This window comes from Sphingorhabdus sp., assembly GCF_050921905.1.
In the GTDB taxonomy this organism is placed as follows: domain Bacteria; phylum Pseudomonadota; class Alphaproteobacteria; order Sphingomonadales; family Sphingomonadaceae; genus Sphingorhabdus_B.
Genome location: NZ_CP050888.1, coordinates 440,143 through 466,024, shown reverse-complemented (window position 1 = coordinate 466,024; position 25,882 = coordinate 440,143). Strand labels below are relative to the sequence as shown.

Annotated in this window: 26 protein-coding genes; 9 read left to right on the top strand and 17 right to left on the bottom strand. The window is 54.3% G+C overall.

Annotation, left to right across the window (positions count from 1 at the left end):
• The first annotated feature begins 79 nt into the window (after window positions 1–79).
• Window positions 80–1,168 carry a DUF2855 family protein gene (locus tag HEQ18_RS02225; RefSeq protein ID WP_432815352.1) on the top strand — a complete coding sequence of 363 codons (1,089 nt, stop codon included), beginning with the start codon at window positions 80–82 and terminating at the stop codon, window positions 1,166–1,168.
• Here the strand turns inward: HEQ18_RS02225 and HEQ18_RS02220 are convergent.
• The 10 genes from HEQ18_RS02220 to HEQ18_RS02175 all read right to left on the bottom strand — a co-directional run bounded on the left by HEQ18_RS02220 (window position 1,155) and on the right by HEQ18_RS02175 (window position 10,529).
• Complete coding sequence (locus tag HEQ18_RS02220; protein WP_432815351.1) at window positions 1,155–2,459, bottom strand: amidohydrolase family protein; 1,305 nt, start codon at window positions 2,457–2,459, stop codon at window positions 1,155–1,157. The genes HEQ18_RS02225 and HEQ18_RS02220 overlap by 14 nt on opposite strands.
• A 5-nt stretch (window positions 2,460–2,464) precedes the next feature.
• Entirely contained in the window at window positions 2,465–3,268 is an 804-nt protein-coding gene (locus HEQ18_RS02215) for a TIGR03084 family metal-binding protein (RefSeq protein WP_432815350.1), read from the bottom strand.
• A 36-nt stretch (window positions 3,269–3,304) separates the two neighbouring features.
• On the bottom strand, window positions 3,305–3,700 hold the full coding sequence (locus HEQ18_RS02210) for a ribose-phosphate pyrophosphokinase (RefSeq protein ID WP_432815349.1): 396 nt from the start codon (window positions 3,698–3,700) through the stop codon (window positions 3,305–3,307).
• Between the two features lie 8 nt (window positions 3,701–3,708).
• Window positions 3,709–4,650: an NAD(P)H-dependent flavin oxidoreductase gene (locus HEQ18_RS02205; RefSeq protein WP_397605888.1), complete on the bottom strand. Its 942-nt coding sequence runs from the start codon at window positions 4,648–4,650 to the stop codon at window positions 3,709–3,711.
• A 1-nt stretch (window position 4,651) separates the two neighbouring features.
• Window positions 4,652–5,065 carry a DUF1330 domain-containing protein gene (locus HEQ18_RS02200; RefSeq protein ID WP_432815348.1) on the bottom strand — a complete coding sequence of 138 codons (414 nt, stop codon included), beginning with the start codon at window positions 5,063–5,065 and terminating at the stop codon, window positions 4,652–4,654.
• A 101-nt stretch (window positions 5,066–5,166) separates the two neighbouring features.
• Window positions 5,167–5,811, bottom strand: coding sequence for a TetR/AcrR family transcriptional regulator (locus tag HEQ18_RS02195; RefSeq protein WP_432815347.1), 645 nt, complete (start codon window positions 5,809–5,811; stop codon window positions 5,167–5,169).
• Window positions 5,812–5,876: 65 nt separating this feature from the next.
• Entirely contained in the window at window positions 5,877–6,974 is a 1,098-nt protein-coding gene (dinB, locus tag HEQ18_RS02190) for a DNA polymerase IV (RefSeq protein WP_432815346.1), read from the bottom strand.
• A gap of 13 nt (window positions 6,975–6,987) precedes the next feature.
• A complete protein-coding gene (locus HEQ18_RS02185) occupies window positions 6,988–8,670 on the bottom strand; it encodes an AMP-binding protein (protein WP_432815942.1) in 1,683 nt (560 codons plus the stop codon).
• Between the two features lie 7 nt (window positions 8,671–8,677).
• Complete coding sequence (locus HEQ18_RS02180; RefSeq protein ID WP_432815345.1) at window positions 8,678–9,778, bottom strand: MBL fold metallo-hydrolase; 1,101 nt, start codon at window positions 9,776–9,778, stop codon at window positions 8,678–8,680.
• A 49-nt stretch (window positions 9,779–9,827) separates the two neighbouring features.
• Entirely contained in the window at window positions 9,828–10,529 is a 702-nt protein-coding gene (locus HEQ18_RS02175; RefSeq protein ID WP_397605894.1) for a DUF1013 domain-containing protein, read from the bottom strand.
• Window positions 10,530–10,687: 158 nt separating this feature from the next.
• Here HEQ18_RS02175 and HEQ18_RS02170 point away from each other — a divergent pair, with 158 nt between their 5' ends.
• Window positions 10,688–11,656, top strand: a complete 969-nt coding sequence (locus HEQ18_RS02170; protein ID WP_432815344.1) for an alpha/beta fold hydrolase — start codon at window positions 10,688–10,690, stop codon at window positions 11,654–11,656.
• Here the strand turns inward: HEQ18_RS02170 and HEQ18_RS02165 are convergent.
• Window positions 11,613–12,617 (bottom strand): NAD(P)H-quinone oxidoreductase, encoded by a 1,005-nt coding sequence (locus HEQ18_RS02165; protein ID WP_432815343.1) that lies wholly within the window; start codon window positions 12,615–12,617, stop codon window positions 11,613–11,615. The genes HEQ18_RS02170 and HEQ18_RS02165 overlap by 44 nt on opposite strands.
• Window positions 12,618–12,736: 119 nt before the next feature.
• Here HEQ18_RS02165 and HEQ18_RS02160 point away from each other — a divergent pair, with 119 nt between their 5' ends.
• Complete coding sequence (locus tag HEQ18_RS02160) at window positions 12,737–12,934, top strand: DUF1192 domain-containing protein (RefSeq protein WP_432815342.1); 198 nt, start codon at window positions 12,737–12,739, stop codon at window positions 12,932–12,934.
• 146 nt (window positions 12,935–13,080) lie between these two features.
• A complete protein-coding gene (gene clpA, locus HEQ18_RS02155; protein WP_432815341.1) occupies window positions 13,081–15,423 on the top strand; it encodes an ATP-dependent Clp protease ATP-binding subunit ClpA in 2,343 nt (780 codons plus the stop codon).
• Window positions 15,424–15,435: 12 nt separating this feature from the next.
• Here clpA and recF read toward each other — a convergent pair whose 3' ends face one another.
• Window positions 15,436–16,494, bottom strand: a complete 1,059-nt coding sequence (gene recF, locus HEQ18_RS02150) for a DNA replication/repair protein RecF (RefSeq protein WP_432815340.1) — start codon at window positions 16,492–16,494, stop codon at window positions 15,436–15,438.
• Window positions 16,495–16,874: 380 nt separating this feature from the next.
• Between recF and HEQ18_RS02145 the strand changes: the two genes are divergently transcribed.
• Entirely contained in the window at window positions 16,875–17,051 is a 177-nt protein-coding gene (locus HEQ18_RS02145; RefSeq protein WP_296199519.1) for a PspC domain-containing protein, read from the top strand.
• A gap of 155 nt (window positions 17,052–17,206) precedes the next feature.
• Here the strand turns inward: HEQ18_RS02145 and HEQ18_RS02140 are convergent, their stop codons facing one another.
• Window positions 17,207–18,346, bottom strand: a complete 1,140-nt coding sequence (locus HEQ18_RS02140) for a beta-ketoacyl-ACP synthase III (protein ID WP_432815339.1) — start codon at window positions 18,344–18,346, stop codon at window positions 17,207–17,209.
• Window positions 18,347–18,465: 119 nt separating this feature from the next.
• On the opposite strand from HEQ18_RS02140, the gene HEQ18_RS02135 reads away from it, so the two are divergent.
• Both HEQ18_RS02135 and HEQ18_RS02130 read left to right on the top strand, forming a co-directional pair.
• Complete coding sequence (locus HEQ18_RS02135) at window positions 18,466–19,071, top strand: lysophospholipid acyltransferase family protein (protein WP_397605901.1); 606 nt, start codon at window positions 18,466–18,468, stop codon at window positions 19,069–19,071.
• The gene (locus tag HEQ18_RS02130; protein ID WP_432815338.1) at window positions 19,068–19,877 is read left to right on the top strand and encodes a DUF1295 domain-containing protein; all 810 of its coding nucleotides are present in this window, start codon (window positions 19,068–19,070) and stop codon (window positions 19,875–19,877) included. The genes HEQ18_RS02135 and HEQ18_RS02130 overlap by 4 nt, the downstream gene beginning before the upstream one ends.
• On the opposite strand, the gene rimO is transcribed toward HEQ18_RS02130, so the two are convergent.
• Complete coding sequence (gene rimO / locus HEQ18_RS02125; protein ID WP_432815337.1) at window positions 19,878–21,242, bottom strand: 30S ribosomal protein S12 methylthiotransferase RimO; 1,365 nt, start codon at window positions 21,240–21,242, stop codon at window positions 19,878–19,880.
• A 90-nt stretch (window positions 21,243–21,332) separates the two neighbouring features.
• On the opposite strand from rimO, the gene HEQ18_RS02120 reads away from it, so the two are divergent.
• On the top strand, window positions 21,333–21,734 hold the full coding sequence (locus HEQ18_RS02120; RefSeq protein ID WP_432815336.1) for a DUF1761 domain-containing protein: 402 nt from the start codon (window positions 21,333–21,335) through the stop codon (window positions 21,732–21,734).
• 78 nt (window positions 21,735–21,812) lie between these two features.
• Here the strand turns inward: HEQ18_RS02120 and HEQ18_RS02115 are convergent, their stop codons facing one another.
• The 3 genes from HEQ18_RS02115 to serS form a co-directional block, all read right to left on the bottom strand.
• Window positions 21,813–22,841 carry a potassium channel family protein gene (locus HEQ18_RS02115; protein ID WP_432815335.1) on the bottom strand — a complete coding sequence of 343 codons (1,029 nt, stop codon included), beginning with the start codon at window positions 22,839–22,841 and terminating at the stop codon, window positions 21,813–21,815.
• Window positions 22,842–22,931: 90 nt separating this feature from the next.
• Entirely contained in the window at window positions 22,932–23,699 is a 768-nt protein-coding gene (surE, locus tag HEQ18_RS02110; protein WP_432815334.1) for a 5'/3'-nucleotidase SurE, read from the bottom strand.
• Window positions 23,699–24,979: a serine--tRNA ligase gene (gene serS / locus HEQ18_RS02105; protein WP_432815333.1), complete on the bottom strand. Its 1,281-nt coding sequence runs from the start codon at window positions 24,977–24,979 to the stop codon at window positions 23,699–23,701. Before serS ends, surE begins: the two co-directional genes overlap by 1 nt.
• 459 nt (window positions 24,980–25,438) lie before the next feature.
• On the opposite strand from serS, the gene dksA reads away from it, so the two are divergent.
• Complete coding sequence (gene dksA, locus HEQ18_RS02100; RefSeq protein WP_296199528.1) at window positions 25,439–25,804, top strand: RNA polymerase-binding protein DksA; 366 nt, start codon at window positions 25,439–25,441, stop codon at window positions 25,802–25,804.
• The last annotated feature ends 78 nt before the right edge of the window (window positions 25,805–25,882 follow it).

Sequence of the window (25,882 nt, the reverse complement as noted above, 5' to 3'; positions counted from 1 at the left end):
ATTCACATCAGCGTGAACGATTGACGCTATTGAATGCATAACATCCGCCCGTTATGCCCACCGCAGGAGAACCAAAAACATGGCATCGACAATCTGGGTAAACAAACAAGCGCTGACGCAGACGCAGGTGTATGAAGCGGCATCGCCGTCGCTCGGCGAAGATGCAGTTCGTTTGCGCATCGAAAGCTTCTCCGTCACCGCGAATAACATCACTTACGCCGTCATCGGTGACATGTTTGGGTATTGGAATTTTTTTCCGGCGGATGGGGATTTTGGTGTCGTGCCGATGTGGGGCCATGCAGTCGTTGAAGAATCACATTGCCCCGATATTGCGGTCGGTGAGCGGGTCTATGGATATTTACCGATGGGAACGCATCTTGTTGTCGTACCCGGCAAGGTAAGCGCGGGAGGCTTCACCGACATGGCTGCGCACCGCCAACCCATGAGCCCCATATATAACCAATATAGCCGCCTTGCTGCCGACCCGGAACATGACCCCGCAAAAGAAGCAGAGCGTATGTTATTCGGGCCTTTGTTCAAAACCGGGTTCCTCATTGAAGCCATGCTACGCCGAGAAAGCTGGTTTGGGGCAGAAAACCTGCTCATCACCAGCGCTTCATCCAAAACGGCCATGGGCCTTGCGAGCGTCGCGAAGGATTTATCGCCGGGTATCAAGCGTATTGGCCTGACCTCCAAAGGCAATGTGGGCTTTGTCATTGGGACTGGCCTGTACGACGAAGTCATGGCCTATGATGCAGTCGACACCCTGCCCAAGACCGCTTCGGTATGCGTCGATTTTGCAGGCAACTCGCGCCTGCTTCGTAGCGTTCACGAAACATTGGCAAGCCATTTAAAATATAGCTGCTTGGTCGGAGCTACCCATGTTGACGCGCGAGGCCCAAACAGTGCTGGCGCAAGTGGCGGCGAAATGCCGGGGCCGAAGCCCATCCTGTTCTTCGCACCCGATCACGCCGTTGCAACGATTCAGGAACTGGGACCAAAGGGCTTTGGCGAAGCCATCGGCCGCAGTTGGAAAAGCTTCCTAACCGCAGCCGAGGGTATCGTGGAAATTGAGACCCATGCGGGATTAGAGGCTGCCGCAACCGCCTTTCTGGAAACCCTTCAAGGCCGGACCGATCCGCAAAAGGGAATCATCATTCAGCCTTAAAAACCCGTCCGTCCTTCATAACAAAACGCACCGTTTTCAAAATAGTGATGTCCGCTATGGGGTCACCTGCTACGGCGATCAAATCTGCCGCTTTACCGGGTTCCAACGAGCCAACTTCTTTTTCAACGCCCAATAAGGTCGCTGCATTCATTGTCGCGGCCTGAATGGCGGCGCTAGCGGGCATGCCATGCTTGACCATTAATTCAAACTCGTCTGCATTCCGGCCATGTTTGGAAACACCGGCATCTGTGCCAAACGCAATTTTTACGCCTGCGGGATAGGCCTTGGCAAGACTCTTGCCGGTCACACCAATCCGCCATTGCACTTTCGCCAGCACGTCGGGCGGATAGGCATTGGGGTTTGCGGCAAGCCGCTCAAGATAGCCATTTACCGTAGACAGCGTCGGCACATAATATGCACCCGCCGCCTTGAACAATTTAATGCTCTCGTCGGTCATCATGGTGCCGTGCTCAATCGAGTCCGCGCCTGCGGCTAAGGCGATGTTGACGCCGTCGTCGCCATGGGCATGCACGGCAACTTTCTTGCCGTAAAGATGCGCGGTATCAACTAACGCCTTCACCTCGTCATCGAATAATTGCCGTCCAAGTCCAGCGCCAATGCGGCTGTTCACACCGCCTGTCGTTGCGATCTTGATGACGTCCACGCCGCGCCGGACTTGTTTGCGTATCGCCTGACGGCAACTTTCAACGCCATCACAAAGATTTTCCTGACCGATGCTATCATGTAGGTCTTCGGAGACCGATAGCGTTGCGTCCATATGCCCGCTGGTCGTTGAGATCGAGCGGCCAGCGTCGATGATCCGTGGACCAGGGAGTTCGCCCGCCGCAACCGCATCGCGCAGTGCCAAGGTTGCGCCAGTGCCATCGCCCAAGTTGCGCACTGTAGTAAAGCCAGCCATCAACGTTTTCTTCGCATTACCCGCAGCGCGATAGGCGGCGCGGGCCGGGCTGTCGGTAACGGCCTCAATCAACGCTGCATTACCGCCAGCGTCGCTATCCAGATGCACATGGCTGTCAATTAAGCCCGGGAGAACAAATTTGTCTTTCAGATCAATCAGCGTCGCGCCTGCTGGTCCCTGTTGATGGCCAGGCAAAATTTCGGCGATTTTGCCGTTGCGAATAATCACGGTGGATGGGCCACGTGGCGGGCTGCCGGGCTTGTCGAGCAGCTTTCCAGCATGGATTACTGTAACAACATCGGCGGGCTGTGCTGCCAGGGACGAAGTCGCCAGCAACAAGGCACCTACGGAGACAAAAACGACCTTCTTCATGATACTCAAACTCCCTTATCGGCGCGATGCCGTGTGCCTTTTATCGGCGGGTCCTGTGGCGGCCCAGCGAAGCATTGCGCGACTGCCATCCATTGATGCGCGACTTCGCCTGTGACTTCAAGCGCAGTGTCCGCAATGTTGCGGCATTGGGTGACGACCTGACAAAATTCTGTCGCGCTGCCGGAAATCACGCCACTCTCGCAAGACGCGCCATATTCCCACACCGCGCCGGATGGAGCGGACAGGCGCAATTTCGGCATCTGGCCCGGTGGCTCGATGCGGCGATTTTTCCATGTGAAGCCCCACGTGTTCACGCCAAGGCGTACGATATTTCCAATCCGGTCAGTGTCCTGCCGTTCCATGCCAAGCACATCGTATACGGCCTGCCCATGTGCCCAAGTTTCCATCAACCGCGCAGTGATTGAACTTAGCGCGCTCATATCAGGGCCAACCCATTTGAGACGAAGCTTGGGATCGGCGCTTGCAAATGCATCGGCGGTAGTTCCCGCGCGCGCAATCCAAGCATTTCGCAATGCATGGCCCGAAAGGCCATCCAGATAGCCTGCCTCAAACTCAGGCAGCTTACCCCCACGAACGCCAGCCATCATCGCGGCGACAAACGCGCCAAACGCGGCCTCGTCTTGCAAGGATAAATCGACGGCGATATTCCAGACATGCAAATGGCGGATTATGTTGTTGATGGTCCAACCCTTGAACTGGGTTGGCATTTCAAACTCTGCTTCGGAAATCGGCGTCAGCAGCGCGCATAACGCCTTGCTTTCGTCCAAGAAATCTATTGCCTGTTGCATGATTATTCCTGTTTTATTTGGTTCGCGCAGAGATATTCAAAGTGGTCTGTCTTGCCAATATGCGAACACATCGTCCTGAAGCTTTCGGATATGGGCATGCGCTTGTGGCCCTGTCCATTGACCCTGATAATCGGTCCGCCCTGTCCACCAGCCCTGCCCGGGCAAGCCGTCACCTTCACGCACCACAAGCACCGCGAGCGCAGGTGCGCCGTCTTCGGCGGTGATCTGGTCTATCTTATCCAGCGTTTTGCATACCGCGCGCATTTTAGGCCGCGTGAAGCGGAAGCCAAGGTTCAGCAAAAGCTCGGAGTAACTGATCGCTCGGCCTTCACGCCCGTATTGCTCCAATATGGCCTTGATCCGCGCAACATCGTGTAGCGCCGAAACATCCGCCGCAGGATCACTCAGAAACTCTTCAAGGACCCGGTCCAAGTCAAATCCTAAAGATAGTCACGTCGCAAATCATTCATGACAGAATAAAACTCCTCCATCACCTCATTGATTATTTGTTTAGCGGGTTTCACCGCATCAATGCGTCCGGCCACTTGCCCGGAAAGCGCTATCGCAGCCTCCATGTCACCGCCGAAATACAAATCAAGCACCCCGCGCATTTCGGCCATGATATTGTCCGTTGGCTCAACGTCCAGCTTTGTTGTTCGTTCGGTGCGCAAGGCGCGCAATGCTGGCCCAGGCCCGTGGCGGTTAAGGAACAGCGTATCGGTCTCCTTCGCGTTGATGATGGCGTCTTTCCAGTTATGATGAACAGGTGATTCCGCAGCGCTGACCATCCGTGTGCCCATTTGCACAGCCTCTGCGCCAAGAGCGAATGCGGCTACCATTGTCCGTCCGCAGACGATTCCGCCAGCGGCCACAATAGGCACGTCAACTTTGCTCCGGATGAGCGGCAGCAGGACCATCAGCGCGACGTCCTTTGGATTTTTGAAACCTCCGCCTTCGCCGCCTTCAACCACAAGGCCGTCAACGCCGGCATCAATGGCCTTCAATGCACCGGCCAATGTGGGCACCACATGGAATACGGTTAAACCCGCCGCCTTTAATGGACCGCAATATTTGTTAGGGTCGCCCGCCGATGTGGTGACAAACTTGATGCCTTGGTCGACGACAAAATCTACGATGCCAGGATCACGCACAAAGGCTTGTGCGATGTTCACACCGAAGGGCTTATCAGTAAGTTCGCGCATCTTGATGATTTCGGCGCGCACTTCATCCAACTGTCCCGAAGATGTTTCGATGATGCCAAGACCACCCGCGTTCGATACCGCCGATGCCAGTTGCGCCCGCGCAATCCACCCCATTGGCGCCTGAATGATTGGATATTCGACGCCGAGCAGGTCGGTCATGCGGTTCTTCATGGGCTTCATATCAACGTCCAATCTGGCTGGTGCGGATGTTTAACTGGCCGGCAAGCCCAGCTTTGCGGTGGGACTCAATGGCTTGATATTCAGGCGAAGACACCATTTTCTGCATCGCCGCGAGTGACGGATATTCGACCAAAGCGACCATGTCCCATAGATCCTCAACTTCACCGATCATCATCCCGGTAACTGAGCCGGCATAAATTTGGCGGCCACCGACGGCAGCCAAGCAGGCCTGAATAGCCTTACCGTAGCGGGCATAAGCCTCAGCACCCGACAGATCGGAATCGCTGCCATCAGCATATTCCGCTTTGTCTTTAAACTTCAGCAAATTGACCATGGCAAAGGGCCCGTTCTCTGGACCGCCGAAAAATGACGAAGCCTGCTCCATTGATGGAAACATCGCATTGTCTACAAGCATGATACGCTCCCTCTCTGCCGATTTAATCATGTGCTTAAATCAGCGCTGTGACATTGTAAAAGTGATTATGCGCTAAAGAGGTGGCGCGGATCTAGCTGGGTTTACGAAACGATTCTGATATGGGGATGACCGCGCGTTTCCACGGTTGTGTTTTTGCCTAGCCCACGAAAAATTGTCTCAACAATCGTTGCAAGCTTCTCCACCCTCAACTTAACCATGCCAATCGTAAAAAGCGCATCCGGGTTTGTGTAGCATTGCACCATCTGGTTTATTAATGACACGGCCTCATCAATCGAGAGGCCTTCAAAATAGCCCTGCTCCATTGCTTCTGCGACAATCAGGGAGAGATAATGATCTCCCAGATCAACATAGCCGCGGATAACCTCAAAATATTGTTGGCCAATTTCGAGGTAACTTTTCAGCAGGTCTGGCTCGGCCTCATATTGCTCAACCATCGCAAGGTAACGCCGCGCAAAATATTGGTACATCTTTTCCTGAACAGGCAAGTCGGATTCGGTTACCTCAACCATTATCCGGATTTTTTCGGCAAAAAAACGTTCGGCCACAGCCTCAAGCAACGCTTCTTTATTGTCGAAAAAACGATATAGATTGGATGGCGACATGCCAGCCGCAGCCGCCAGATCTGTCATTGAGATATCTACCGCCCCGCGCTTGCGGACCAAGTCATCAACAACCTCCAACAATGCAGTTCTTCCAGCATCAATGTCTGTCTGCGGGCGCGCCATCTCACATCCTGTATTGCATTAGTATAACAGTTTTATGATATATAACAAAATATTTCAATTTTCAATCAATCAAATGTAAATTGTCCTTGCGGCGTTGTGCCTTGAGCGATTTCATTATGTTCTACCAGACCGGAAAGTGTCAGCCCAAGAAGTCGGACCCCCGTTTCGGCCGGTAAAATTTGATCAAGCAACGCATGCCCAACTTGCGCGATGGTCGCACGATCCGACAAGGCCTGGCCAACGGTTCGGGAGCGCGTAATCGTCCGGAAATCCGAATAGCGCACCTTCAATACTAATGTCCGGCCCTCTGCCTGATACCGGTCAATGCGGTCCCAAACGATATCGACTATTTCTTCCAATGCATCGCGCAATTCTGGCTCACTGCTTTTGTCTTTGAAATAGGTGCTTTCCGCCCCGATAGATTTGCGCACGGAATTTGCGTTGACAGGACGGTGGTCAATTCCGCGCGCGGCCCAGAAAAGATAGCCGCCCCAACTGCCAAAATGCTGCGCCAGCCACGCCTCATCCTTGCGCGAAAGGTCTGCGCCCGTATTTACGCCAAGCTTTGCCATCTTCTCAGCGGTGCGCGGCCCGACACCGTGAAATCGGCGGACCGGAAGGCTAGCTACAAATTCCGGGCCTTGATCCGGCAAAATGACGCACATTCCATTGGGCTTATTCTGGTCGCTGGCCAGCTTTGCAATGAACTTGTTATAGCTTACACCAGCGCTCGCGGTAAGGCCCGTCTCGTCGCGGATGGCCGCGCGGATAGCCTTGGCAATCTTGACAGCTGACCCGATGCCCTGCTTGTCATGAGTGACATCAAGATAGGCCTCATCCAACGACAGCGGTTGAATGAGGTCGGTGTGCCGCGCGAATATTTCACGAATTTGCCGGGATACCGCTTTGTAGGCCTCAAACCGTGGTTTGACGAAAATCAGGTCGGGGCATTGCCTTTGCGCCGTGACCGAAGGCATGGCCGAGCGTACACCGAACGCGCGCGCTTCATAGCTTGCCGCAGCAACTACACCACGCTTGGATGAACCACCTACGGCGACAGGCTTTCCGCGCAGGTCAGGGTTATCCCGCTGCTCAACACTGGCGTAAAATGCATCCATGTCGACATGGATTATCTTGCGGATGAGAGCAATATCCCCTTCCATCGCAGACCAACGCCTACGAACCCAGCGACATCCGCAACGCTTTGCGGTCAAGCTTGCCGATCATTGTTTTTGGCAAGACATCCATGATCGTGACACCCTGAACGCGTTCATGTTTACCCAATTTCGGGTTGAGCCACGCCGCAAGCGCCGCGCCATCTTCGGTCGCACCATTGGACAATGTCACAAAGGCGCGCGGAATTTCGCCCAGATACGCATCAGCAACGCCAATGACGAGCGCTTCCTTGACCGCAGGATGTTGGTAAAGCACATCTTCAACTTGGCTTGGGAACACCTTAAACCCGCCAACGGCGATCATATCCTTCAACCGGTCAACGATGAATATAAAGCCATCTTCGTCAATCGTCGCGACGTCGCCTGTGCGCAGATATTTGCCGAGAAACACTTCTGCATCCGCCTCTGGCCGCTTCCAATATCCGCACATAACCTGTGGACCAGAAAATATAAGCTCGCCGGGTTCGCCGGGTAGAGCGGGCTTAGCCGGGTCCTCCTTGTCAACAAGCCGGACATCGGTTCCAGGGACAGGTTGCCCGATGCTGCCAATCTTGTTCATGCCCTCATAGGGGTTGCACGAGACCACGCCTGAGCTTTCGGTTAAGCCATAGCCTTCGATAACGACGGCCCCAGTCGCCGCCTCAAACCGCTTTTTTAGTTCACCGGCCAAGGGCGCGCCGCCCGAAATACAGGCGCGAAGGCTGCTGAAATCGGTCTTTGCAAGGTCCGGGCAATCCAGTAAGGCTTGATACATGGTCGGCACGCCAGGAAGCGAAGTTACCTTTGCGCAGGCAATCGCCGCCAAAGCCGCCTTTGCCTCAAATCGGGGCAACATGACAATTTCACCACCATTGGCAACTGTGCGATTGAGGACAGTTGCATTTGCGAAGACATGGAAAAACGGCAGGACACCAAGGATACGATCGTCCAATGGTCCATCAGGATGATTCATTCTGCTGTGCGGATCAAGCATGTTAATCTGTCGCGCATTGGCCGTGATATTCTGATGACTTAACATTGCGCCTTTGGGGGTGCCGGTAGTGCCGCCCGTATATTGCAACTGCGCAATATCTTTTTCGGGTGCGCATGGCTGAATCGCATAATCGCCATCATTTGCGACCAGATGGGCAAAAGTTGACACGCGGCTATCAGAGGGTATCGCCGCAATCTCGCCGCGTTTGAACAGACGGTAAGCCCAGCTTTTCGCCTTTGGCAAAGCTTCAGAAACGCTTCCTACGATCAATTCTTTCAGGCTGCTATTGTCGAGCACCTTCATCGCCGTGGGCAGAAGCGCCGCCGCAGAGACCGTGAACAAAATGGAAGTGCCGCTGTCGGCGACCTGATGCGCGAGTTCATCAACGGTGTAGAGCGGCGAAAAATTCACGACCGTGGCCCCCGCTGCCAAGGCGCCATAATAAGCCGCAATATACTGCGGCACATTGGGCAGGAACAGGCCAATATGGTCACCCTTGCCAATGCCTTTGTCCTGCAACCCGCGGGCTACGCGCCGAACCATGGCAGCGATCTCGGCATAGCTATATTTGCGGCCCATGAAGTCGGCCATTGCAGCGCGGCCCATGCGCTCTGCCGATTGAAAAAACATGTCATGCAGTGCCAATGCAGGAAACTGCTGCTCCCATTTGGCAGGATGAAAATAATGGTCGTTCCAAATGCTCTGTGTCATGCAGACATTATGCCGCGTGATACCAACCAACGCCATCGCGAATTTCACATTTTATCCGTCCGGCAAAATGCAAATGCCGCAGATGTGCCTGCGCCTCACCCGTAGCTAAGCCATACACGGTGTCATCAATTTCACGGTCGAATAAAAGGCTGAAAGTATCGACGGCCCGCATTTCGGTGGTACGCAATTCGCGCTCAAGCTTATCAAGCCGTTCATGATGTCCCGAGGCAAGCTTGTCCAAACGGACATGCACACCGGTAAATGGCTCCCCATGCGCAGGCAGCACCAACATATCTGCGGGCAAAGCCGCACGGAATTTCGCAATGGACGCCAGCCATTCACCCAGCGGATCAGCCTCCGGCTCGCTGTCCATGACCGATACGTTCGATGTGATGCGCGGCAAAATCTGGTCGCCGGCGATAATCATATTGTTATCAAAATCGACAAGGCTCGCATGCTCAGGTGTATGCCCACCGCCAGTCATGACGGTCCAGTCGCGCCGCCCGACGCGGAGAACTTGCCCGTCATCCATGCGCACATGTCCCGTTGGCAACCGCGACACCGCGCGCGCAAAGCCGCCCCAACCTGCTTTACGCAGCTTTTCAATGCGCGCCTCGTCAAAGCCGGCAAATCGACGGTTGTTTAGGACTTCCTCGGGCGGCTGTTCTAACTGTTCGCTGGTAAGCATCCGCGCCATCAGCCATTCGGTGCGGTTCATCCAGATCGGCACTTTAAACTTGTTTGCCAACCAACCAGCGCAGCCCACATGGTCTGGATGGAAATGCGTTACGAAAATCCGCTTGAGTGCGCGCTCGGCCAGCACGCCTGCAAACATCGCCTTCCATTGATCAATCGTCGCTGGCATGAACAGGCCGGTATCGGCAATGGCATATCCGCCATTCGCCTCATCCAACAGCCATAGATTGATATGCGCCAAGTTGCCGGGCACGGGCATCCGCGTCCAACCCATATCGGGCGCTATTGGGTAAATTTCGCCATATTGCGGGGCGTGCTCACCTAAGGGGTAGGTTAGCCCCTTAAGCTCTCTTGCTTCAAAACCATGGTCGGCAAGCGATGCGTCATATGCGGGGGGTGTGGAAATTGCCATACCCCCGCCGTGCCTTAATCAAGCGATTAAGGCAATCATCACGTTTCGATTATTCGCCAGCTTTTTTGAACAAAGTGTCGGCGGTCAATTCTGCCTTGCCAACATTTTCGTCTTCACCGTTCAACGCAGCCTCTGCGCGACGTGCAGCTTCGGTACGTTCTGCGCGCAATTCTTCGATCAAAGCGTCACGATCTGTTCCCAGGCGCGCGTCGTTGGCAGCTTTATTGTCGATACCAGCTTTCTTTGCAGCGCGGTTCACTATCGCATCCAGCTCGCGCTGCGATGTCAGACCAAGTGTGACTGGGTCCTTCGCCTGAATTTCAGCAATGTTCCAGTGGCTACGCTCACGAATGGCGGCAATTGTATTACGCGTCGTACCGATCAATTTGCAGATCGCACCATCCGAAATTTCAGGGTGATTGCGCAACAACCAAGCAATGCCATCTGGCTTGTCCTGACGCTTCGATACTGGTGTATACCGCGGGCCTTTTGTGCGGCGAACCTGATCCGGACCCTTTGACATTTTGAGGACATAATCCTCATCTGCCTGACCCTTTTCAATTTCTTCCATCGCCAGTTCGCCGGCGTGCACAGGATCACGTCCGGTATATTTCGATCCAGTCATGTCATCAGCCATGGCCTGCACTTCAAGGATATGAATACCGCAGAACTCGGCGATTTGCGAGAAGCTCAAACCCGTGTTGTCGACCAACCAAGCGGCGGTCGCATGTGGCATCAAAGGGGTGGCCATTTCATTTGCTCCAATAATAAGGGCCGCCCCTTACGGAGCGGCCTGAATGTCGTGCGGCAGCATTAGGCGAAGTTTGCCATATCGGCAAGCGACAATGCGCGTTTGGACTTGCACGCGCCGCAGCACCCGTGCATTCCGAGCAATCATTGGGGGAAGAAATGCTACGTTTGATCAAATGGCTATTCATTTTGTTGCTTGCCGCCCTGGCTGCGCTGTTTTTCTGGGGCTATGCGCCTGACACACAGGCCGCCCAGATGGAGCGCAAATATAGTAACTCCGCTTCGCGCTTTGCCGAATTGGAGCCTGGCCTGCGCGTGCATTATCGCGACGAAGGAAAGCCGGACGGACAACCGCTCGTTCTTATTCACGGCTCAAACGCATCGCTCCATACATGGGAGCAGTGGGTTGCGATTTTGGGCAAAAACTATCGCGTTATTTCGCTTGATCTTCCTGGACATGGCCTGACTGGAAATAACCCCGCAGGCATCTACGACAATGCATCTTATGTTAGCGTCGTTGACCGTTTATTGGCCAAACTGAATGTTGATAAGGCAGTGATCGGTGGCAATTCGATGGGCGGCGGGGTGTCGTGGTTATATGCATTGGAGCATCCGGAGAAGGTCGAAGCTTTGTTGTTGGTTGATGCCAGTGGGCAGCCACATGCAAGGTCCGGAGAAATGCCACTTGGATTCCGGCTGATGCGTATGCCGGTGATAAAAGAGGCCGTTCGCTTCATTGCCCCCCGCAGCATTTTTCAATCCAGCATTAAAACGTCCATGAGCGTTCAATCCAAAATCGACGACAAGCTCGTTGATAGATACTGGGAATTAAACCGCTATCCCGGCAACCGCGCCGCAACCATGCAGCGGTTTTCAAGTCCCAAGAGCATGTCACCTGGCACAAAAGAACGGCTCTCGGCTATTAAGGTGCCAGTTTTGATCTTATGGGGCGCAGAAGATAATTTAATCCCCGTCAGCTCGGCCAAATGGTTCGCTGAAGCCATGCCGCAGGCGAAGCTGGTCATTTACCCCAATGTCGGCCACATCCCGATGGAGGAGATTCCTCAGAAGAGCGCTAATGATGTCAAAATCTGGCTGGATGGCGTGGCGGCGAAACCGCTAACATGATCTTCCCGACATGCGCGCCGGATTCCATATAGGCATGCGCATCCGCGGCTTCGGCCAAAGGAAAGATCTTGTCTATTTCCGGACGCAACGCACCATCACAGACCAGTGGCCAAACGGTTGCAGATATTTCCTGGGCAAGCATCGCCTTAAACGTGGGGGTTCGAGGGCGCAGCGTTGACCCTGTCAGCGTCAGGCGGCGAGACATGACAAAAGCCATGTTGATTTCTGCTGTCATCCCACCTTGCACCGCGATGGTGACATGCCGCCCATCTTCACGCAAGCACTGCAGGTTTCGCGCCACGTAATTCCCTGCGACCATATCAAGCACCAGGTGAACGCCCTCGCCACTTGTGAGCGCCTTCACACGTTCGACAAAGTCGGAACTGTTATAGTTGATGGCTTGATCCGCGCCGATTTTTTGCGCTGCTTCGCATTTGTCGTCAGAGCCGCAGGTCACAATCACAGTCAGGCCGAAAAGCTTGCCCAGCTTGATCGCCATGGTGCCAATTCCGCTGGTCCCACCGTGAATAAGCACGGTCTCGCCAGGAGAAGCATAGCCCCGCTCAAACACATTATGCCATACGGTGAACAATGTTTCAGGCAAAGCAGCCGCTTCGGCCATGTCCATGCCCGCTGGAACCGGCAAGCACAGTTCCATCCGTGCAAGGCAATATTCGGCATACCCACCGCCAGATACTAAGGCGCAGTAACGGGCACCGACATTAGTCGGGTCGACATCATCACCCACGGCGACGATTATTCCCGACACTTCAAGCCCGGGCAGATCACTTGCGCCCGGAGGCGCGGGATAAAGCCCCTTGCGCTGGATAACGTCAGGCCGGTTGACGCCCGCATAAGCGACTTTCAACAACACCTCGCCCACGGCTGGAACGGGCAGCGGCCGACGCGAAGCGACAAGCACTTCGGGCCCGCCTGGCGACGAAATTTCGATTACGGTCATTATATCCGGTAACTGTAGCATTACTGAGTTATCCCTTTTGAATGGACGGCCTTCTAGGGTCAGGACCACTTAGGCAAGCTTCATATTGACAGCAACTGCCCATCGGTAAAATATGCGTTATGGATATTGACGAAAATCTGCCGCGCCGGCGCGACGATCCTGTGGCCAATCTTGTCAAGCAGGATATTGATGCCCTGTCTGTAGCCGAACTTGAGTTACGGATCGCTGCGCTAAAGGTCGAAATCACGCGCTGCGAAGCCAAAATTACCTTTGCAAACAAGCACAGAAGCGTTGCCGACGCGTTGTTCAAGAAGTGACTCATCGCGGGCCAATGTTAAATGGTCCTGACACTAAGAAAGCGGGAACCCAAACCGTTATCTGTCTTATCACGCTTGAAAGCACCGAAGGCCGCGCCGATATAGTGTGTAGACCGCGCAGCGACTCATTTTAGGGAGACGAAGTTATGCCATCATTTGCAGAGTCGCTGGAAACCACTCTTCATAACGCATTGAAGCATGCTGGCGACCGCGCGCATGAATATGCAACGCTGGAGCATCTCCTGCTGGCGCTCATTGACGATGCGGACGCCGCGAAAGTCATGCAGGCTTGCGGTGTCGATCTCGGCGAACTTTCGGACATCATCATTACATATTTGGATACAGAGCTGGAAAGCCTGCGCGTGGAGGGCAAGGTTGACCCATCGCCGACAAGTGGTTTCCAGCGCGTTGTTCAACGCGCAATTCTGCATGTCCAAAGTTCCGGCAAAGACGTCGTAACCGGGGCAAATGTCCTCGTCGCTTTGTTCTCGGAACGCGAAAGCTATGCCGTATACTTCTTGCAACAACAGGATATGAGCAGGCTAGATGCAGTATCTTATATTAGTCACGGCATTGGCAAGGACGGCAAGCTAGCCGAACCTCGGCCAGGTGCCGACGCTGATCTGAAAAACGAAGAGCCAGAAGACGCAAAGGCGAAAAAGGACAAGAAAGAAGGTGCGCTGGATCAGTTCACCGTCAATCTGAATGAAAAAGCCAAGCAGGGCCGCATTGATCCCCTGATCGGGCGAACGGCCGAAGTTGACCGTACCGTCCAAATTTTATGCCGCCGGTCTAAAAATAACCCCCTTTATGTGGGCGAGCCGGGCGTTGGGAAAACAGCGATTGCAGAAGGCCTTGCCCGACGCATCGTGGAAAAGCAGGTGCCTGAGGTTCTGTTACCAGCAGTGATCTATTCGCTCGACATGGGCGCGTTGCTGGCTGGAACGCGGTATCGCGGTGACTTTGAAGAGCGCTTAAAGGCAGTTGTGTCCGAACTGGAAAAGCTTCCGGATGCAATCCTGTTCATCGACGAAATCCACACGGTCATCGGCGCGGGCGCAACAAGCGGCGGGGCGATGGACGCATCGAACTTGCTAAAGCCCGCGTTGTCAGGCGGGACCATCCGTTGCATCGGTTCGACCACTTACAAGGAATTCCGGAACCATTTCGAAAAGGACCGCGCATTGCTGCGCCGGTTCCAAAAGATTGACGTCAACGAGCCAAGCATTGAGGACACGATCAAAATCCTTGCGGGCTTGCGCAGCGCATTTGAAGAGCATCACAAAGTTAAATACACCCCCGATGCCATCAAGGCCGCAGTGGAGTTGTCCTCACGCTACATTAATGACCGTAAGCAGCCAGACAAGGCCATCGACGTCATTGACGAAGTTGGTGCCATGCAGATGCTTGTTGCCCCGTCAAAACGCCGCAAACTGATCACAGCCCGCGAAATCGAAGCAGTTATCGCCACAATTGCTCGCATCCCGCCAAAGCAGGTTTCGACCGATGACAAGACTGCGCTTGGCACGCTTGAGGCAGATCTCAAGCGCGTGGTGTTCGGGCAAGACAAGGCGATTGAAGTGTTGGCGAGCGCCATCAAGCTCAGCCGTGCCGGCCTGCGCGATACCGAAAAGCCAATCGGCAGCTATTTGTTCAGTGGCCCGACCGGTGTCGGTAAAACCGAAGTCGCGCGGCAATTGGCGTCTATCCTTGGCATTCCGCTCAAGCGGTTTGACATGTCGGAATATATGGAGCGCCACAGCGTCAGCCGTCTGATTGGTGCGCCTCCCGGCTATGTAGGCTTTGACCAGGGCGGACTTTTGACCGATGCCGTCGATCAAAGTCCGCACAGCGTATTGTTACTCGACGAAATCGAAAAGGCGCATCCGGACCTGTTTAACATCTTGTTGCAAGTCATGGACAATGGCCGTCTGACCGACCATCACGGCAAGACAGTCGACTTCCGTAATGTCATTTTGATCATGACAACCAACGCGGGCGCCAGCGATATGGCGAAAGAAGGCATCGGTTTTGGCAACAATATCAGCAAAGAAGATGCTGGCGATGAGGCCGTGAAGAAGATGTTTGCGCCGGAATTTCGCAATCGCCTCGATGCGACGGTGCCATTCAGTTATCTGCCGACCGAAGTCGTCGCGCGCGTCGTTGACAAGTTCATACTGCAATTGGAACTGCAGCTTGCCGACCAAAATGTCCACATCAAGCTTGATGATGAAGCACGGGCCTGGTTGACCGAGCGGGGCTATGACAGACTTTACGGCGCGCGCCCGATGGGTCGTGTTATCCAGGAAAAGATCAAGCAGCCGCTGGCCGAAGAGCTGTTGTTTGGCAAACTCATTCATGGCGGCGAAGTTGCTGTACGCATCAAGAACGACCAGCCGGTATTTGAAGTGACGCCTGCGCCACCTAAGTCTGCCAAGCCCAAGCCGCCAAAGAAGAGTGCTGTTAAAAAGTCCAGCAAAGCCCGCTAGGCTGGGGACTTACTAAATCTGGCCGATTGGCAACAACTGGGCTGATGGCCCAATATCCTTAAACAATTCGGGTTCAGTTCCGGTCATCCAGACTTGCGCCTTAGTATCTGCCAACAACCCAAATAACGAAGCGCGTCTTGACGGATCGAGATGCGCCGCGACCTCATCCAACAACAAGATTGGCGGGGCATCGCGTTGCGCCGTTACAAGCGCCGCATGCGCGAGGATGAGGGAAAGCAGCAATGCCTTCTGCTCTCCTGTAGAACATTGCTCAGCGACCCGCCCTGAGGCGCTGTGCAATACTTCGAGATCGGCGCGATGCGGGCCAAGCAAAGTGCGCCCGGCAGCCGCGTCACGGTTACGTCCCTTGCGCCATGCAGACGCAAGATCGCCATCTACAGTTGCAACCTTATCGACCAATTTGATTTGCGGCGTGGCAAATGGTCCGGACGTTGTCGTTAGCAATTGTGTACTTAACGCCTCAATGACCCAAGCTCGGGCCGCCTGAATAAAGTTTCCGCTCTCCGCCATCTGCCCCTCAAGCGCATCTAACCAAAGTGGGTCGGCGGCAACACCGCCCGCCAAAAGCCGGTTGCGTTGTTGCATGGCCTTTTCATATCGACTGCTGTGCCGCGCGTGGCTCGGGTCTATCGCCAATACCAAGCGATCCAGAAACCGCCGTCGCGCGGCTGCGCCATCCGCAAACAAGCGGTCCATCGCCGGGGTTAGCCAGATAACCGACAGCCATTCGGCAAGGCTGTTTATCGCAGCATTGCTCTCGTTCACCCGTACCTTGCGCCGTTCAGGCTGCTCTGCGCTGACGCCCGTGCCAATCACGTTGCCACCGGCGTGCGCAACGATAGCAAAGCCGCCGCTGCCCTCGTTGCGCACCATGTCAGACATGGCCGCTCGGCGAAGACCTCGGCCTGGCACCAACAGCGAAACTGCCTCCAAAACATTGGTCTTACCCGCGCCATTTGACCCGTGAAGTGCAATGAACTGTGCCACTGGCCGGATGTCCAGCGCAGCATGATTTCGAAAATCATTCAGGGTTAGTCGCGACAGCGTCATATCATGCGTCTGCTATAGTATGGCCGCTTTTGGTCAAGCGGCTATTGGCAATCTTCTACTACCAAATATTAGCATTATTTCCCAATATGTGAATTTATTCCAATATTGTAATTGTCCAAAAATGACATAAAATACTGATTTAAAAATATATATTCATTTTGGCATAGGCCGTGCAACGTAGTTCGCATAGCCGGAATGGTCCGGGACATCGAAAAGGAAATCAACATGACACAATATGCACGCACACAAGTTTTATCGGCTTTCGCAGCAGTCATCTGCGCATTCATCACCATCGGCATCAGCGTGGCACCTGCAGTTGCGCCCGCCGCAGCATTCATAGCATAACATAAACCCGCGTTTTGGAATTAGGGAGCAATTTAATGGCACGTTTAACACTTGATAAAGCCAACAAGAAAATTCTTGGCGTTTGCGCTGGCCTGGCAAACTGGACTGGCATGGATGCCATGATCATTCGTTTGATCTTCGCCGTTGCAACGGTTGTCGGCTTTGGTTCGCCGGTATTGATTTACATTTTGCTGGCGTTGATACTCGACTAACGGGCATAAAACCGCCGCCAGCGCGCTTACGTGAAAGAAAAATGACTTGAACAACCCATCACAGACCGGCCCATCACAGACCGGATTGCGCAAAGAACTATTAGCTGACGTCAACTGGCAACCGGGTTTACCTCGTAAATCCGCAGCCCAATGGATTAAGCCACTTTCCGCACGAATACCGAGCCCGCAGAATATCCCGCGCCGAACGAGCATATTAAGCCAATATCCCCCGCAGTGAGGTCTTCATTATGCTTGTGAAACGCAATGATCGAGCCGGCACTTGAGGTGTTGGCATAGGTATCAAGCACTGTGGGACTTTCATCCTCATTTGCTTCATGCCCCAAAACCTTTTGTGCGATCAGCCTGTTCATGCCCGTATTGGCCTGATGCAGCCACAATCGGCGCAAATTTGATCCCGATAGGCCCAAGCTTTCGGCATGTTCAACAATCATTTGCCCGACCATCGGCACAACCTCTTTAAACACCTTCCTGCCCTCTTGAACGAATAACTTGTCATTGCGCGGCCCGCTTTGGTTGACTGGGCCTTGCCCATGCGCGCGGTTGAGAAAACCAAAATTGTTGCGGATATTGTTCGAGAATTGCGTTTTCAGCCGCGTGCCCAAAATTTCCCAATGTTGTGCGGGCGCCATATCCTTTGCCTCAACTAATATTGCTGTGGCCACATCACCAAAGATGAAGTGGCTATCGCGGTCGCGCCAATTAAGATGCCCCGAAGTAATTTCGGGATTTACGACCAATACCGAGCGCGCGTTGCCGCTGCGGATATAGTCCGCAGCAGTTTGAATACCAAATGTCGCGGACGAACACGCCACATTCATGTCGAAGCCAAAGCCGCGCTGCATACCAAGATCATGTTGGATCTCGACCGCCATGGCAGGATAAGCACGCTGCATATTCGATGCAGCGCATAAGACGGCATCTACATCTTCGATGCTCCGCCCGGCGCGCTCAAGCGCATCACGGCATGCCGCCACGCCGATTTCGGCCATTAACGAAATCTGGTCATTTGGCCGTTCGGGGTAACGTGGCTCCATGATGTCGGGATCGACGATGGCACGCTTATCCATCACATGCCGGGATTTTATCCCGCTGGCCTTCTCGACAAATTCAACTGAGCTATGCGCGAGCGGCTCTGCGTCAGGGTTCGCCGCATTGTATCGGTCGGCATAGGCGTTGAAGCTTGCGACCAGTTCCTCGTTGCTGATGGTGTCCGGTGGCGTAAACAATCCTGTCGACGAAATGACTGGAGTTGAACCGTGTGCATGTTGCGACATGTATTTTCCCGCGTTGATTTTTATTGCGTCCGGTTGCCTAGCCTTTGCGTATTTACGAAACAAGCCGTTTGAAATGCATTGCAACGGCGTTATGTGAGCGATGGGGGAGGAATATCTTAATGTCGTTGAATGAACGCCAGCCAAGCTGGTTGTCCCGGCTGTTTCGGCGGGCGCTGGTCGGTATATATAAACACGGCGGATGGCGGGCGCATGGCATCGTTCCGGAACCACGCAAATTCGTGCTCATTGCCGCACCGCACACCAGCAACTGGGACTTTGTCTATTTTTTAGGATTGACCGAAGACTTAGGAATTAAGCCACATTTCATGGCTAAAACCTCACTTTTCCGCTGGCCGTTTACCAACTTCATGCTCGATATGGGCGGCGTTCCTGTCGACCGCAGTTCAAACCGCAATTATGTGCAGCAGATGATCGATGAATTCGGCCGTCGCGACGAATTCATGCTGACCATCGCGCCAGAAGGGACGCGGGGCACCGTCAAGGCTTGGAAAACTGGATTCTACCACATTGCCGTGGGTGCAGGCGTACCGCTGGTATTGGGCATGATGGATTATGGTTCCAAAACCGGCGGGCTTGGGCCTGCCATCTGGCCAACAGGCGATTATAGAGCCGATATGGCAAAGGTTGCAGAAATCTACGCGAAGGTTAAACCAAAGCACCCTGCCAAAGGAATGACAGAGATATTTGCGAGGGACGATGCATGACTGATCTTGGTTCGACGATGCTTATCAATGCTGCGGCGTTGCTGACCGTGATTCTTGCCTTATGGGCTTACTCCGTCAAAATTCGGGATGTGTCATTCATCGATGCCTTTTGGGCATTCGGGATGGTGTTACTGGCTTGGGCGACATGGGCGCAGTCAAGCGCGCCGGGCGCACGGTCGCACCTGCTGCTTGGTCTGACCAGCCTGTGGGGCTTACGTCTCACATTCCATCTGTGGACACGCTGGCGGGCGCATGGCGAAGACCCACGCTACGCGAAAATTATGGGCAGCGTCATGGAAAAGAAAGGCTGGAGCTGGAGCAAGACATCGCTTCTGTCGGTGTTTCTCACCCAAGCGCCACTGCTCTTCATAACCGCCCTACCCGCGCAACTTGGGATTTGGGCAAGCGAAGGCGGGCGCTCAGTGTTGGGCCCGTTGGCATTCTTCGGGACCATCATTGCGATCATCGGCATATTGTTTGAAACCATCGGTGATGCGCAGCTTAACGCATTCCGCGCCAATCCGGCAAATAAGGGCAAGGTTCTTAATACCGGCCTGTGGCGCTATACGCGTCACCCCAATTATTTTGGTGATGCCTGCACATGGTGGGGCATCTGGCTCATCGCGTGCGAAGTAGGGCTGGCCGGATGGATTAGCGTCATTGGTCCGATATTCTTGACATTCACCCTGACGCGATGGTCGGGAAAGCCATTGTTGGAACGTGGCATGAAGAAGACGCGGCCCGAATATGCTGATTATGTCGCCCATACATCGGGCTTCTTTCCCCTACCGCCAAAGCGCAAATAATCAGGCGACCACTCCAAACAAGTCGTGTTCGTCAGCGTCTTCAATGTTGACCATCACGACATCACCCGCTTTCAAAGTTGGTGCGACATCGCGCAGATAGACATGGCCGTCGATCTCAGGCGCATCGGCCTGCGACCGTCCGGTCGCACCGATGCTGTTGTCTTCGTCCACGTCGCCGATTTCGTCTATGATTACGGGGATGCTGCGGCCAACCTTTGCCGCAAGCTTGGCGGCGCTGATCGCGGCGGTTTTCGCCATGATACGCTGGAACCGCTCTTCTTTAACTGCTTCGGGCACTGGGTTGGGCAGATTGTTCGCCTGCGCGCCGTCCACCGGTTCAAAGCGGAACGCGCCGACACGATCTAACTGGGCTTCCTCTAGCCAATCGAGCAGATATTCAAAATCGGCTTCAGTTTCGCCAGGAAAGCCGACAACAAAACTCGAACGTATCGCGATGTCTGGTGCAATACTGCGCCATTTGCGGATGCGTTCAAGTACTTTTGCCTCATTGGCTGGCCGTTTCATGGCCTTGAGGACATTGGGTGCCGCATGCTGGAACGGGATGTCGAGATAAGGCGTCAAATACCCTTCAGCCATTAACGGAATGACATCATCCACATGCGGGTAAGGGTAAACATAATGCAGCCGGACCCATGGCGCGACGCCATCACTGGTGCGCAAGCCGCCCAATTCGCGCGCAAGGTCGGTCATATGCGCACGCACCTGACGCCCCTTCCACGCGCGCGGTTCATGCCGCGTATCCACCCCATAAGCGGATGTGTCTTGCGAAATGACCAACAGCTCTTTGGTGCCAGCGGAAACAAGCTTCTCCGCCTCACGCAGCACAGCGTCAATCCGGCGGCTTGCAAGCTTTCCGCGCAGGGTCGGAATAATGCAGAACGCGCAACTGTGGTTGCAGCCTTCGGAAATTTTCAAATAGCTGTAATGGCGCGGCGTGAGCTTCAATCCGCCTTCAGGCACAAGATCAACAAATGCACCACGCGTCGGAGGTGCCGCTTCATGGACCGCCGATACGACAGCCTCATATTGATGCGCGCCCGTAATCGCTAACACATCGGGAAAGCGCGCGCGGATGACATCGGCTTCGTTGCCCATGCAGCCCGTCACGATGACACGGCCATTTTCCGCGATAGCCTCGCCAATAGCTTCCAGGCTTTCTTCCTTTGCAGAATCGAGAAAACCGCACGTATTGACGAGCACGACATCGGCACCGGCATAATCGGGCGACAGGCCATAGCCATCTGCACGCAGTTTGGTGAGAATCCGTTCGCTATCGACCAGCGCCTTGGGGCAGCCAAGCGATACCATGCCGACCTTGGGCGCTGCTTTAATTACTGTTGCCATGATGATGGGCCGCATAGCGGGTTTCGGTGCGCTTGTCACGGCTAGTGAACAAGCGCATGATTAAGGCGCGAAATGACGAAAGGGATATGGATGGCAAACGCAAATCTGTTGGCGATACTTGTGGCCGCCGCGACGGGCTTTTTGATTGGTGGCTTATGGTATGGGCCATTGTTCGGTAAAGCGTGGATGGCGGAGCATGGATTTACCGAGGAGCAACTGCGCGGTGGCAATATGCTGAAAATCTATGGCCTGACCTTTGCCTTTTCGGTGCTATCGGCCGTTTTCCTTGGCCATTTGCTAGCATTTTTTGATACAAATGCACGTTCTACACTGATGATATCTGTCGGCATTTCGCTTGGCTATATTATCCCCGCCATTGGCACCAATTATCTGTTTTCGCGCAAATCGGGCCGGTTGTTCGCGATTGATGCGGGGTATTGGCTCGTGTTTTACGCGGCAATGGGATTGGTTTTTCTGTTACTTGGGCATTAGGGTCAGGACCACTTAAATTCACCTTCGCGGTTTGAGGCCATTTTGACGCCGCGAAGGCGGATTTAAGTGGTCCTGACCCTAAGCTTCTGAAGGGATGATCTGCACGAGCAAATCGCCGGCTTCCAATTTTTGCGCTTCGGGCTGCCAAAAGCCAAAGTTCACGCCGTTACGGTAAATGCGGAGGCCAATTCCCTCGGGCAAATCGCGTAAGCTTTTGCCAACTTCGCTTGGCGTTACTTCACGTTCCTTGATAATGACCTCGCCGCCGACAGACGCCAAATCTGTCAAATATTCCGAAATATGTTCGCCATGGCACGAACTGGCCAACAACAACCCGGTAAAACTGACCGGATTGATAACCGTCGTTGCCCCGGCCTGACGCGCGAGCAATTCGTTATCGTCAGCACGTATAACGACGCTGATTGGCACATTGGGCGACAGATGGCGAACAGTCAGCACCATCAAGATTGACGCATCATCGCGTCCGGCAGAAACAATCACCGATGACGCCTGCTTAATGCGAACGGCGTTTAGAATTTCGTCTCGCGTGCCATCACCGCACAAAATATTGCAACCCAGATATTCTGCCTCGGCAAGCCGTTCCTCGCTGCAATCAATTACCACGATGTCTTTGGGCTTGGTTCCGCGCTTGATGAGCTCATTAACGGCTTGCGAACCGCTGATGCCGAAACCCAATGTCACAATATGTCCGGACAAGGTTTGCTGAATCTTTTTCATGCGCCATTTTTCCCAACTGCGTTTGATGACAAAGTTATAGGCTGTACCTACGAAAATAAAGATGACGGCAATGCGTACCGGCGTCACGATAATCGCTTCGATAAAGCGTGATCGGTCTGAGACAGGGGCAATGTCGCCAAACCCCGTCGTCGTGACCGAAATCATCGTGAAATAGACGACGTCCAGAAAGCTGATTACACCGTCATGATTGTCTTTCAAACCAGCCCTGTCAAACCAGTGAATGATGATAACCAGCAAAATCAGAAAGAACGCCAGCGACAGCCGAAGGAGCACGTCCGCCCATACCGGCAACTTGCTTGCACGGCGAAGCGCTACTCTTAATTTGGAAGGGATGTCAGGATCAGCCATGAATGGACCCATATAGCTTAGAGAACTTACCTCCGGCAGGGCTTGTGGACTTCGACACTGCCATCAACCTCAACTGCATCCTCGACCCCCTTAGCCGCCATATCTTTGCTGCAATGTTCCCAAAGATTCATGGTGCGTCAGGTCAAGTTGCAGGGGGGTCACGGCAATATAGCCATCTTCAATAACCTCAAGGTCGGTGTCATGGCCCGGCGTGTGCAACATGCCATGGAGGCCAAACCAATAATAATCATATCCGCGCGGATCAGTACCTTTGACAATTGACCCACGACTATAGTCGTGAAAACCCTGACGTGCGACTTTGATCCCCTTCACGTCTTGCGGCAGCAGAGGCGGAAAGTTGATGTTGGTCAATGTCCGCGGCGTATTTGGCATGTCGAGCAACGGACGAAGGACGCTTTCGCCCCACGCTTCCGCCGCCGAAAAGGGGACAGCGTCGGCCATGCCTTCTTTGCTATAGACTTGGCTCAGTGCGATAGAACGAATGCCCGCCAACGCCCCTTCCATCGCGGCAGAAACAGTGCCGGAATAAGTAATGTCATCCCCCAAATTGGCACCACGGTTCACGCCGGACAGGATCAGGTCAGGTTTCGCATCCTTCATGATCACGCCAATGCCAAGCATTACGGAGTCCGTAGGCGTGCCTGCAACCGAGTAATGCTTATCCCCATGCTGGCGAATGCGCACAGGCTTGGTCAAGGTAAGCGAATGACCGGCGCCCGAGTTTTCCTCCGCAGGCGCAACGATCCATATATCATCGCTGATCGTGCGGGCAATCGCCTCCAACACCTTAAGGCCTGGCGCATTCACGCCATCATCATTGGTCAACAATATACGCATCAAACGGTCGCCTCCAACTTTCTAAGCCCGCCCATATAGGACAGCAAAGCCGCCGGAACAGAGACGCTACCATCGGCCTGCTGATGATTTTCAAGTACCGCAACGAGTGTGCGGCCAACCGCAAGGCCGGAGCCGTTCAGAGTGTGAACAAAGACATTGCCCTTGCCTTCGGCTGGCCGATAACGGCTATTCATCCGACGTGCCTGCCAGTCACCGCAATTCGAGCAGCTAGAGATTTCGCGGTATAGCCCTTGGCCCGGCAACCAGACCTCGAGATCATAGGTCCGCCGTGCGCTTGCGCCCATATCACCGGTGCAGAGCAGCATCTTTCGATACGGCAATTCAAGCGCTTGCAATATGCCTTCGGCGCTTTGCACCATGCGTTCATGTTCTGCCGCGCTGTCTTCGGGCCGGACGATGGAAACCAGCTCCACCTTTTCAAACTGGTGCTGGCGAATGAGGCCCTTGGTATCGCGGCCGGCGGCGCCAGCTTCGGATCGAAAACATGGGGTCAGCGCCGTCAGCCGGATCGGCAGGGCGCTTTCGTCCAAAATCTGTTCCCGCACGCTGTTGGTCAACGACACTTCAGCAGTAGGAATCAGCCAGCGGCCATCGGTTGTCTGAAAATTGTCTTCGGCAAATTTCGGAAGCTGCCCGGTTCCAAACAAAGATTCCTGTCGCACCAAATAAGGCGTAGCGCACTCGGTATAGCCGCGCTGCGTAGTCTGATGGTCGAGCATGAATTGGCCAAGCGCGCGGTTCAAGCGCGCCATCTGCCCCCGCATGAAGGTGAACCGCGCGCCCGAAATGGCAACGCCGGTTTCAAAGTCGAGACCAAGGGCGGGACCGATATCAGCATGGTCGCGGGGTTCGAAATCAAACTCCCGTGGTTCGCCCCAGCGGGCAATTTCGATATTCCCGGTCTCATCTGTGCCATCGGGGGTGTCAGCAGCGGGCAAATTCGGTAAACCCGCAAGCAAGGCGTCGAGTTCGATGCCCACCGCACGTTCGCGTTCTTCCAACTGCGGCAAAATATCTTTTAACTGGGCAACTTCGGCCTTTAACACCTCCGCCGTTGCGGTATCGCCCTTGCCCATGGCTGCGCCGATGGATTTTGACGCATCGTTGCGGCGGGCCTGCGCATTTTGCATCTCAGTCAAGATTGCGCGCCGGTTTTCGTCCAAAGCGAGGATAGACGCGGCAACGGGTTCAGCGCCCCGGCGCATCAATGCAGCATCAAAGTCTTTTGGATTTTCACGGATATATTTTAGGTCATGCATGACGGCAGGCTATGCCCCGCGAGCGGCGGTTTCGCAATGAAAAAGGGCGACGCAAAGTAGGCGGCGTTTGCGCGGCACTTACACAATGTGGCTTGCCATCATTTTCTTAGCGGAACGACTGCCCGCACAAAGAAGCAACGGATGCTTTCGAAGCGAACTGAGCAATTGAACGCGAAATTGCCCATGCATAAACGCAAACCAGTCCGCGTTTGGACACTTTCCAAAGCTTTTGCCCAATTGACGACACCACGTCACATTTGGCTTGTGCCGCATTTGGCCCGAGTCTATAGCGCCGCCAAGTGTGGATTGGACGCAGACTACTTCGTTCTGGAGGGGCTGCCCTGGGGGTGGAGAATTACGATGGGCGTGAGCGCCAAGCCTCAAGATACGACCAACGAAACAAACGCTGCTGACTTTGGCTTCGACGATTCATATGTTCCTGGCGACGACGAGCCATTTATGAACGATCGGCAATTAAGATATTTTGAAAAGCAGCTCGTTGACTGGAAAAATAGCATCTTGGCGGAGGCACAAGGAACGCTGAACCAGCTTCAGGATGGCCCCATGCGTGAGCCAGATCTCAACGATCGCGCTTCGAGCGAAACCGATTGGGGTATAGAGCTTCGTACCCGCGACCGCCAACGTAAGCTTATCGCCAAAATCGAGGCCGCCTTGCGTCGCATCACTGAGGGCGAATATGGTTACTGCCAAGTGACCGGCGAGCCTATTTCGCTCGCACGCCTGCGCGCCCGTCCGATTGCAACAATGACCCTCGAAGCGCAGGAGCGCCACGAACGGCAAGAACGCGTTTCACGCGACGATTAAAAGGCGCTTCAGCTTACCACGGTTGGTTATAATTAGCGCAGAATGCTGGGAAAGTAGGCCGCATTAACCTTTTGGCGA

Bases quoted from the DNA above. Each gene is read 5' to 3' on its own strand.
- HEQ18_RS02145 (WP_296199519.1), top strand. From the start codon at position 16,875: ATGGCACGTTTAACACTTGATAAAGCCAACAAGAAAATTCTTGGCGTT.
- rimO (WP_432815337.1), bottom strand. From the start codon at position 21,242: ATGGCAACAGTAATTAAAGCAGCGCCCAAGGTCGGCATGGTATCGCTT.
- HEQ18_RS02115 (WP_432815335.1), bottom strand. From the start codon at position 22,841: ATGGCTGATCCTGACATCCCTTCCAAATTAAGAGTAGCGCTTCGCCGT.
- HEQ18_RS02180 (WP_432815345.1), bottom strand. From the start codon at position 9,778: ATGGCAATTTCCACACCCCCCGCATATGACGCATCGCTTGCCGACCAT.
- HEQ18_RS02225 (WP_432815352.1), top strand. From the start codon at position 80: ATGGCATCGACAATCTGGGTAAACAAACAAGCGCTGACGCAGACGCAG.
- HEQ18_RS02135 (WP_397605901.1), top strand. From the start codon at position 18,466: ATGTCGTTGAATGAACGCCAGCCAAGCTGGTTGTCCCGGCTGTTTCGG.
- HEQ18_RS02165 (WP_432815343.1), bottom strand. From the start codon at position 12,617: ATGACCGTAATCGAAATTTCGTCGCCAGGCGGGCCCGAAGTGCTTGTC.
- HEQ18_RS02220 (WP_432815351.1), bottom strand. From the start codon at position 2,459: ATGAAGAAGGTCGTTTTTGTCTCCGTAGGTGCCTTGTTGCTGGCGACT.
- HEQ18_RS02200 (WP_432815348.1), bottom strand. From the start codon at position 5,065: ATGCTTGTAGACAATGCGATGTTTCCATCAATGGAGCAGGCTTCGTCA.
- HEQ18_RS02130 (WP_432815338.1), top strand. From the start codon at position 19,068: ATGACTGATCTTGGTTCGACGATGCTTATCAATGCTGCGGCGTTGCTG.
- HEQ18_RS02160 (WP_432815342.1), top strand. From the start codon at position 12,737: ATGGATATTGACGAAAATCTGCCGCGCCGGCGCGACGATCCTGTGGCC.
- HEQ18_RS02175 (WP_397605894.1), bottom strand. From the start codon at position 10,529: ATGGCCACCCCTTTGATGCCACATGCGACCGCCGCTTGGTTGGTCGAC.
- dksA (WP_296199528.1), top strand. From the start codon at position 25,439: ATGAACGATCGGCAATTAAGATATTTTGAAAAGCAGCTCGTTGACTGG.
- surE (WP_432815334.1), bottom strand. From the start codon at position 23,699: ATGCGTATATTGTTGACCAATGATGATGGCGTGAATGCGCCAGGCCTT.
- HEQ18_RS02120 (WP_432815336.1), top strand. From the start codon at position 21,333: ATGGCAAACGCAAATCTGTTGGCGATACTTGTGGCCGCCGCGACGGGC.
- serS (WP_432815333.1), bottom strand. From the start codon at position 24,979: ATGCATGACCTAAAATATATCCGTGAAAATCCAAAAGACTTTGATGCT.
- HEQ18_RS02185 (WP_432815942.1), bottom strand. From the start codon at position 8,670: ATGACACAGAGCATTTGGAACGACCATTATTTTCATCCTGCCAAATGG.
- HEQ18_RS02205 (WP_397605888.1), bottom strand. From the start codon at position 4,650: ATGAAGCCCATGAAGAACCGCATGACCGACCTGCTCGGCGTCGAATAT.
- recF (WP_432815340.1), bottom strand. From the start codon at position 16,494: ATGACGCTGTCGCGACTAACCCTGAATGATTTTCGAAATCATGCTGCG.
- clpA (WP_432815341.1), top strand. From the start codon at position 13,081: ATGCCATCATTTGCAGAGTCGCTGGAAACCACTCTTCATAACGCATTG.
- HEQ18_RS02215 (WP_432815350.1), bottom strand. From the start codon at position 3,268: ATGCAACAGGCAATAGATTTCTTGGACGAAAGCAAGGCGTTATGCGCG.
- HEQ18_RS02195 (WP_432815347.1), bottom strand. From the start codon at position 5,811: ATGGCGCGCCCGCAGACAGACATTGATGCTGGAAGAACTGCATTGTTG.
- HEQ18_RS02140 (WP_432815339.1), bottom strand. From the start codon at position 18,346: ATGTCGCAACATGCACACGGTTCAACTCCAGTCATTTCGTCGACAGGA.
- HEQ18_RS02170 (WP_432815344.1), top strand. From the start codon at position 10,688: ATGCTACGTTTGATCAAATGGCTATTCATTTTGTTGCTTGCCGCCCTG.
- dinB (WP_432815346.1), bottom strand. From the start codon at position 6,974: ATGGAAGGGGATATTGCTCTCATCCGCAAGATAATCCATGTCGACATG.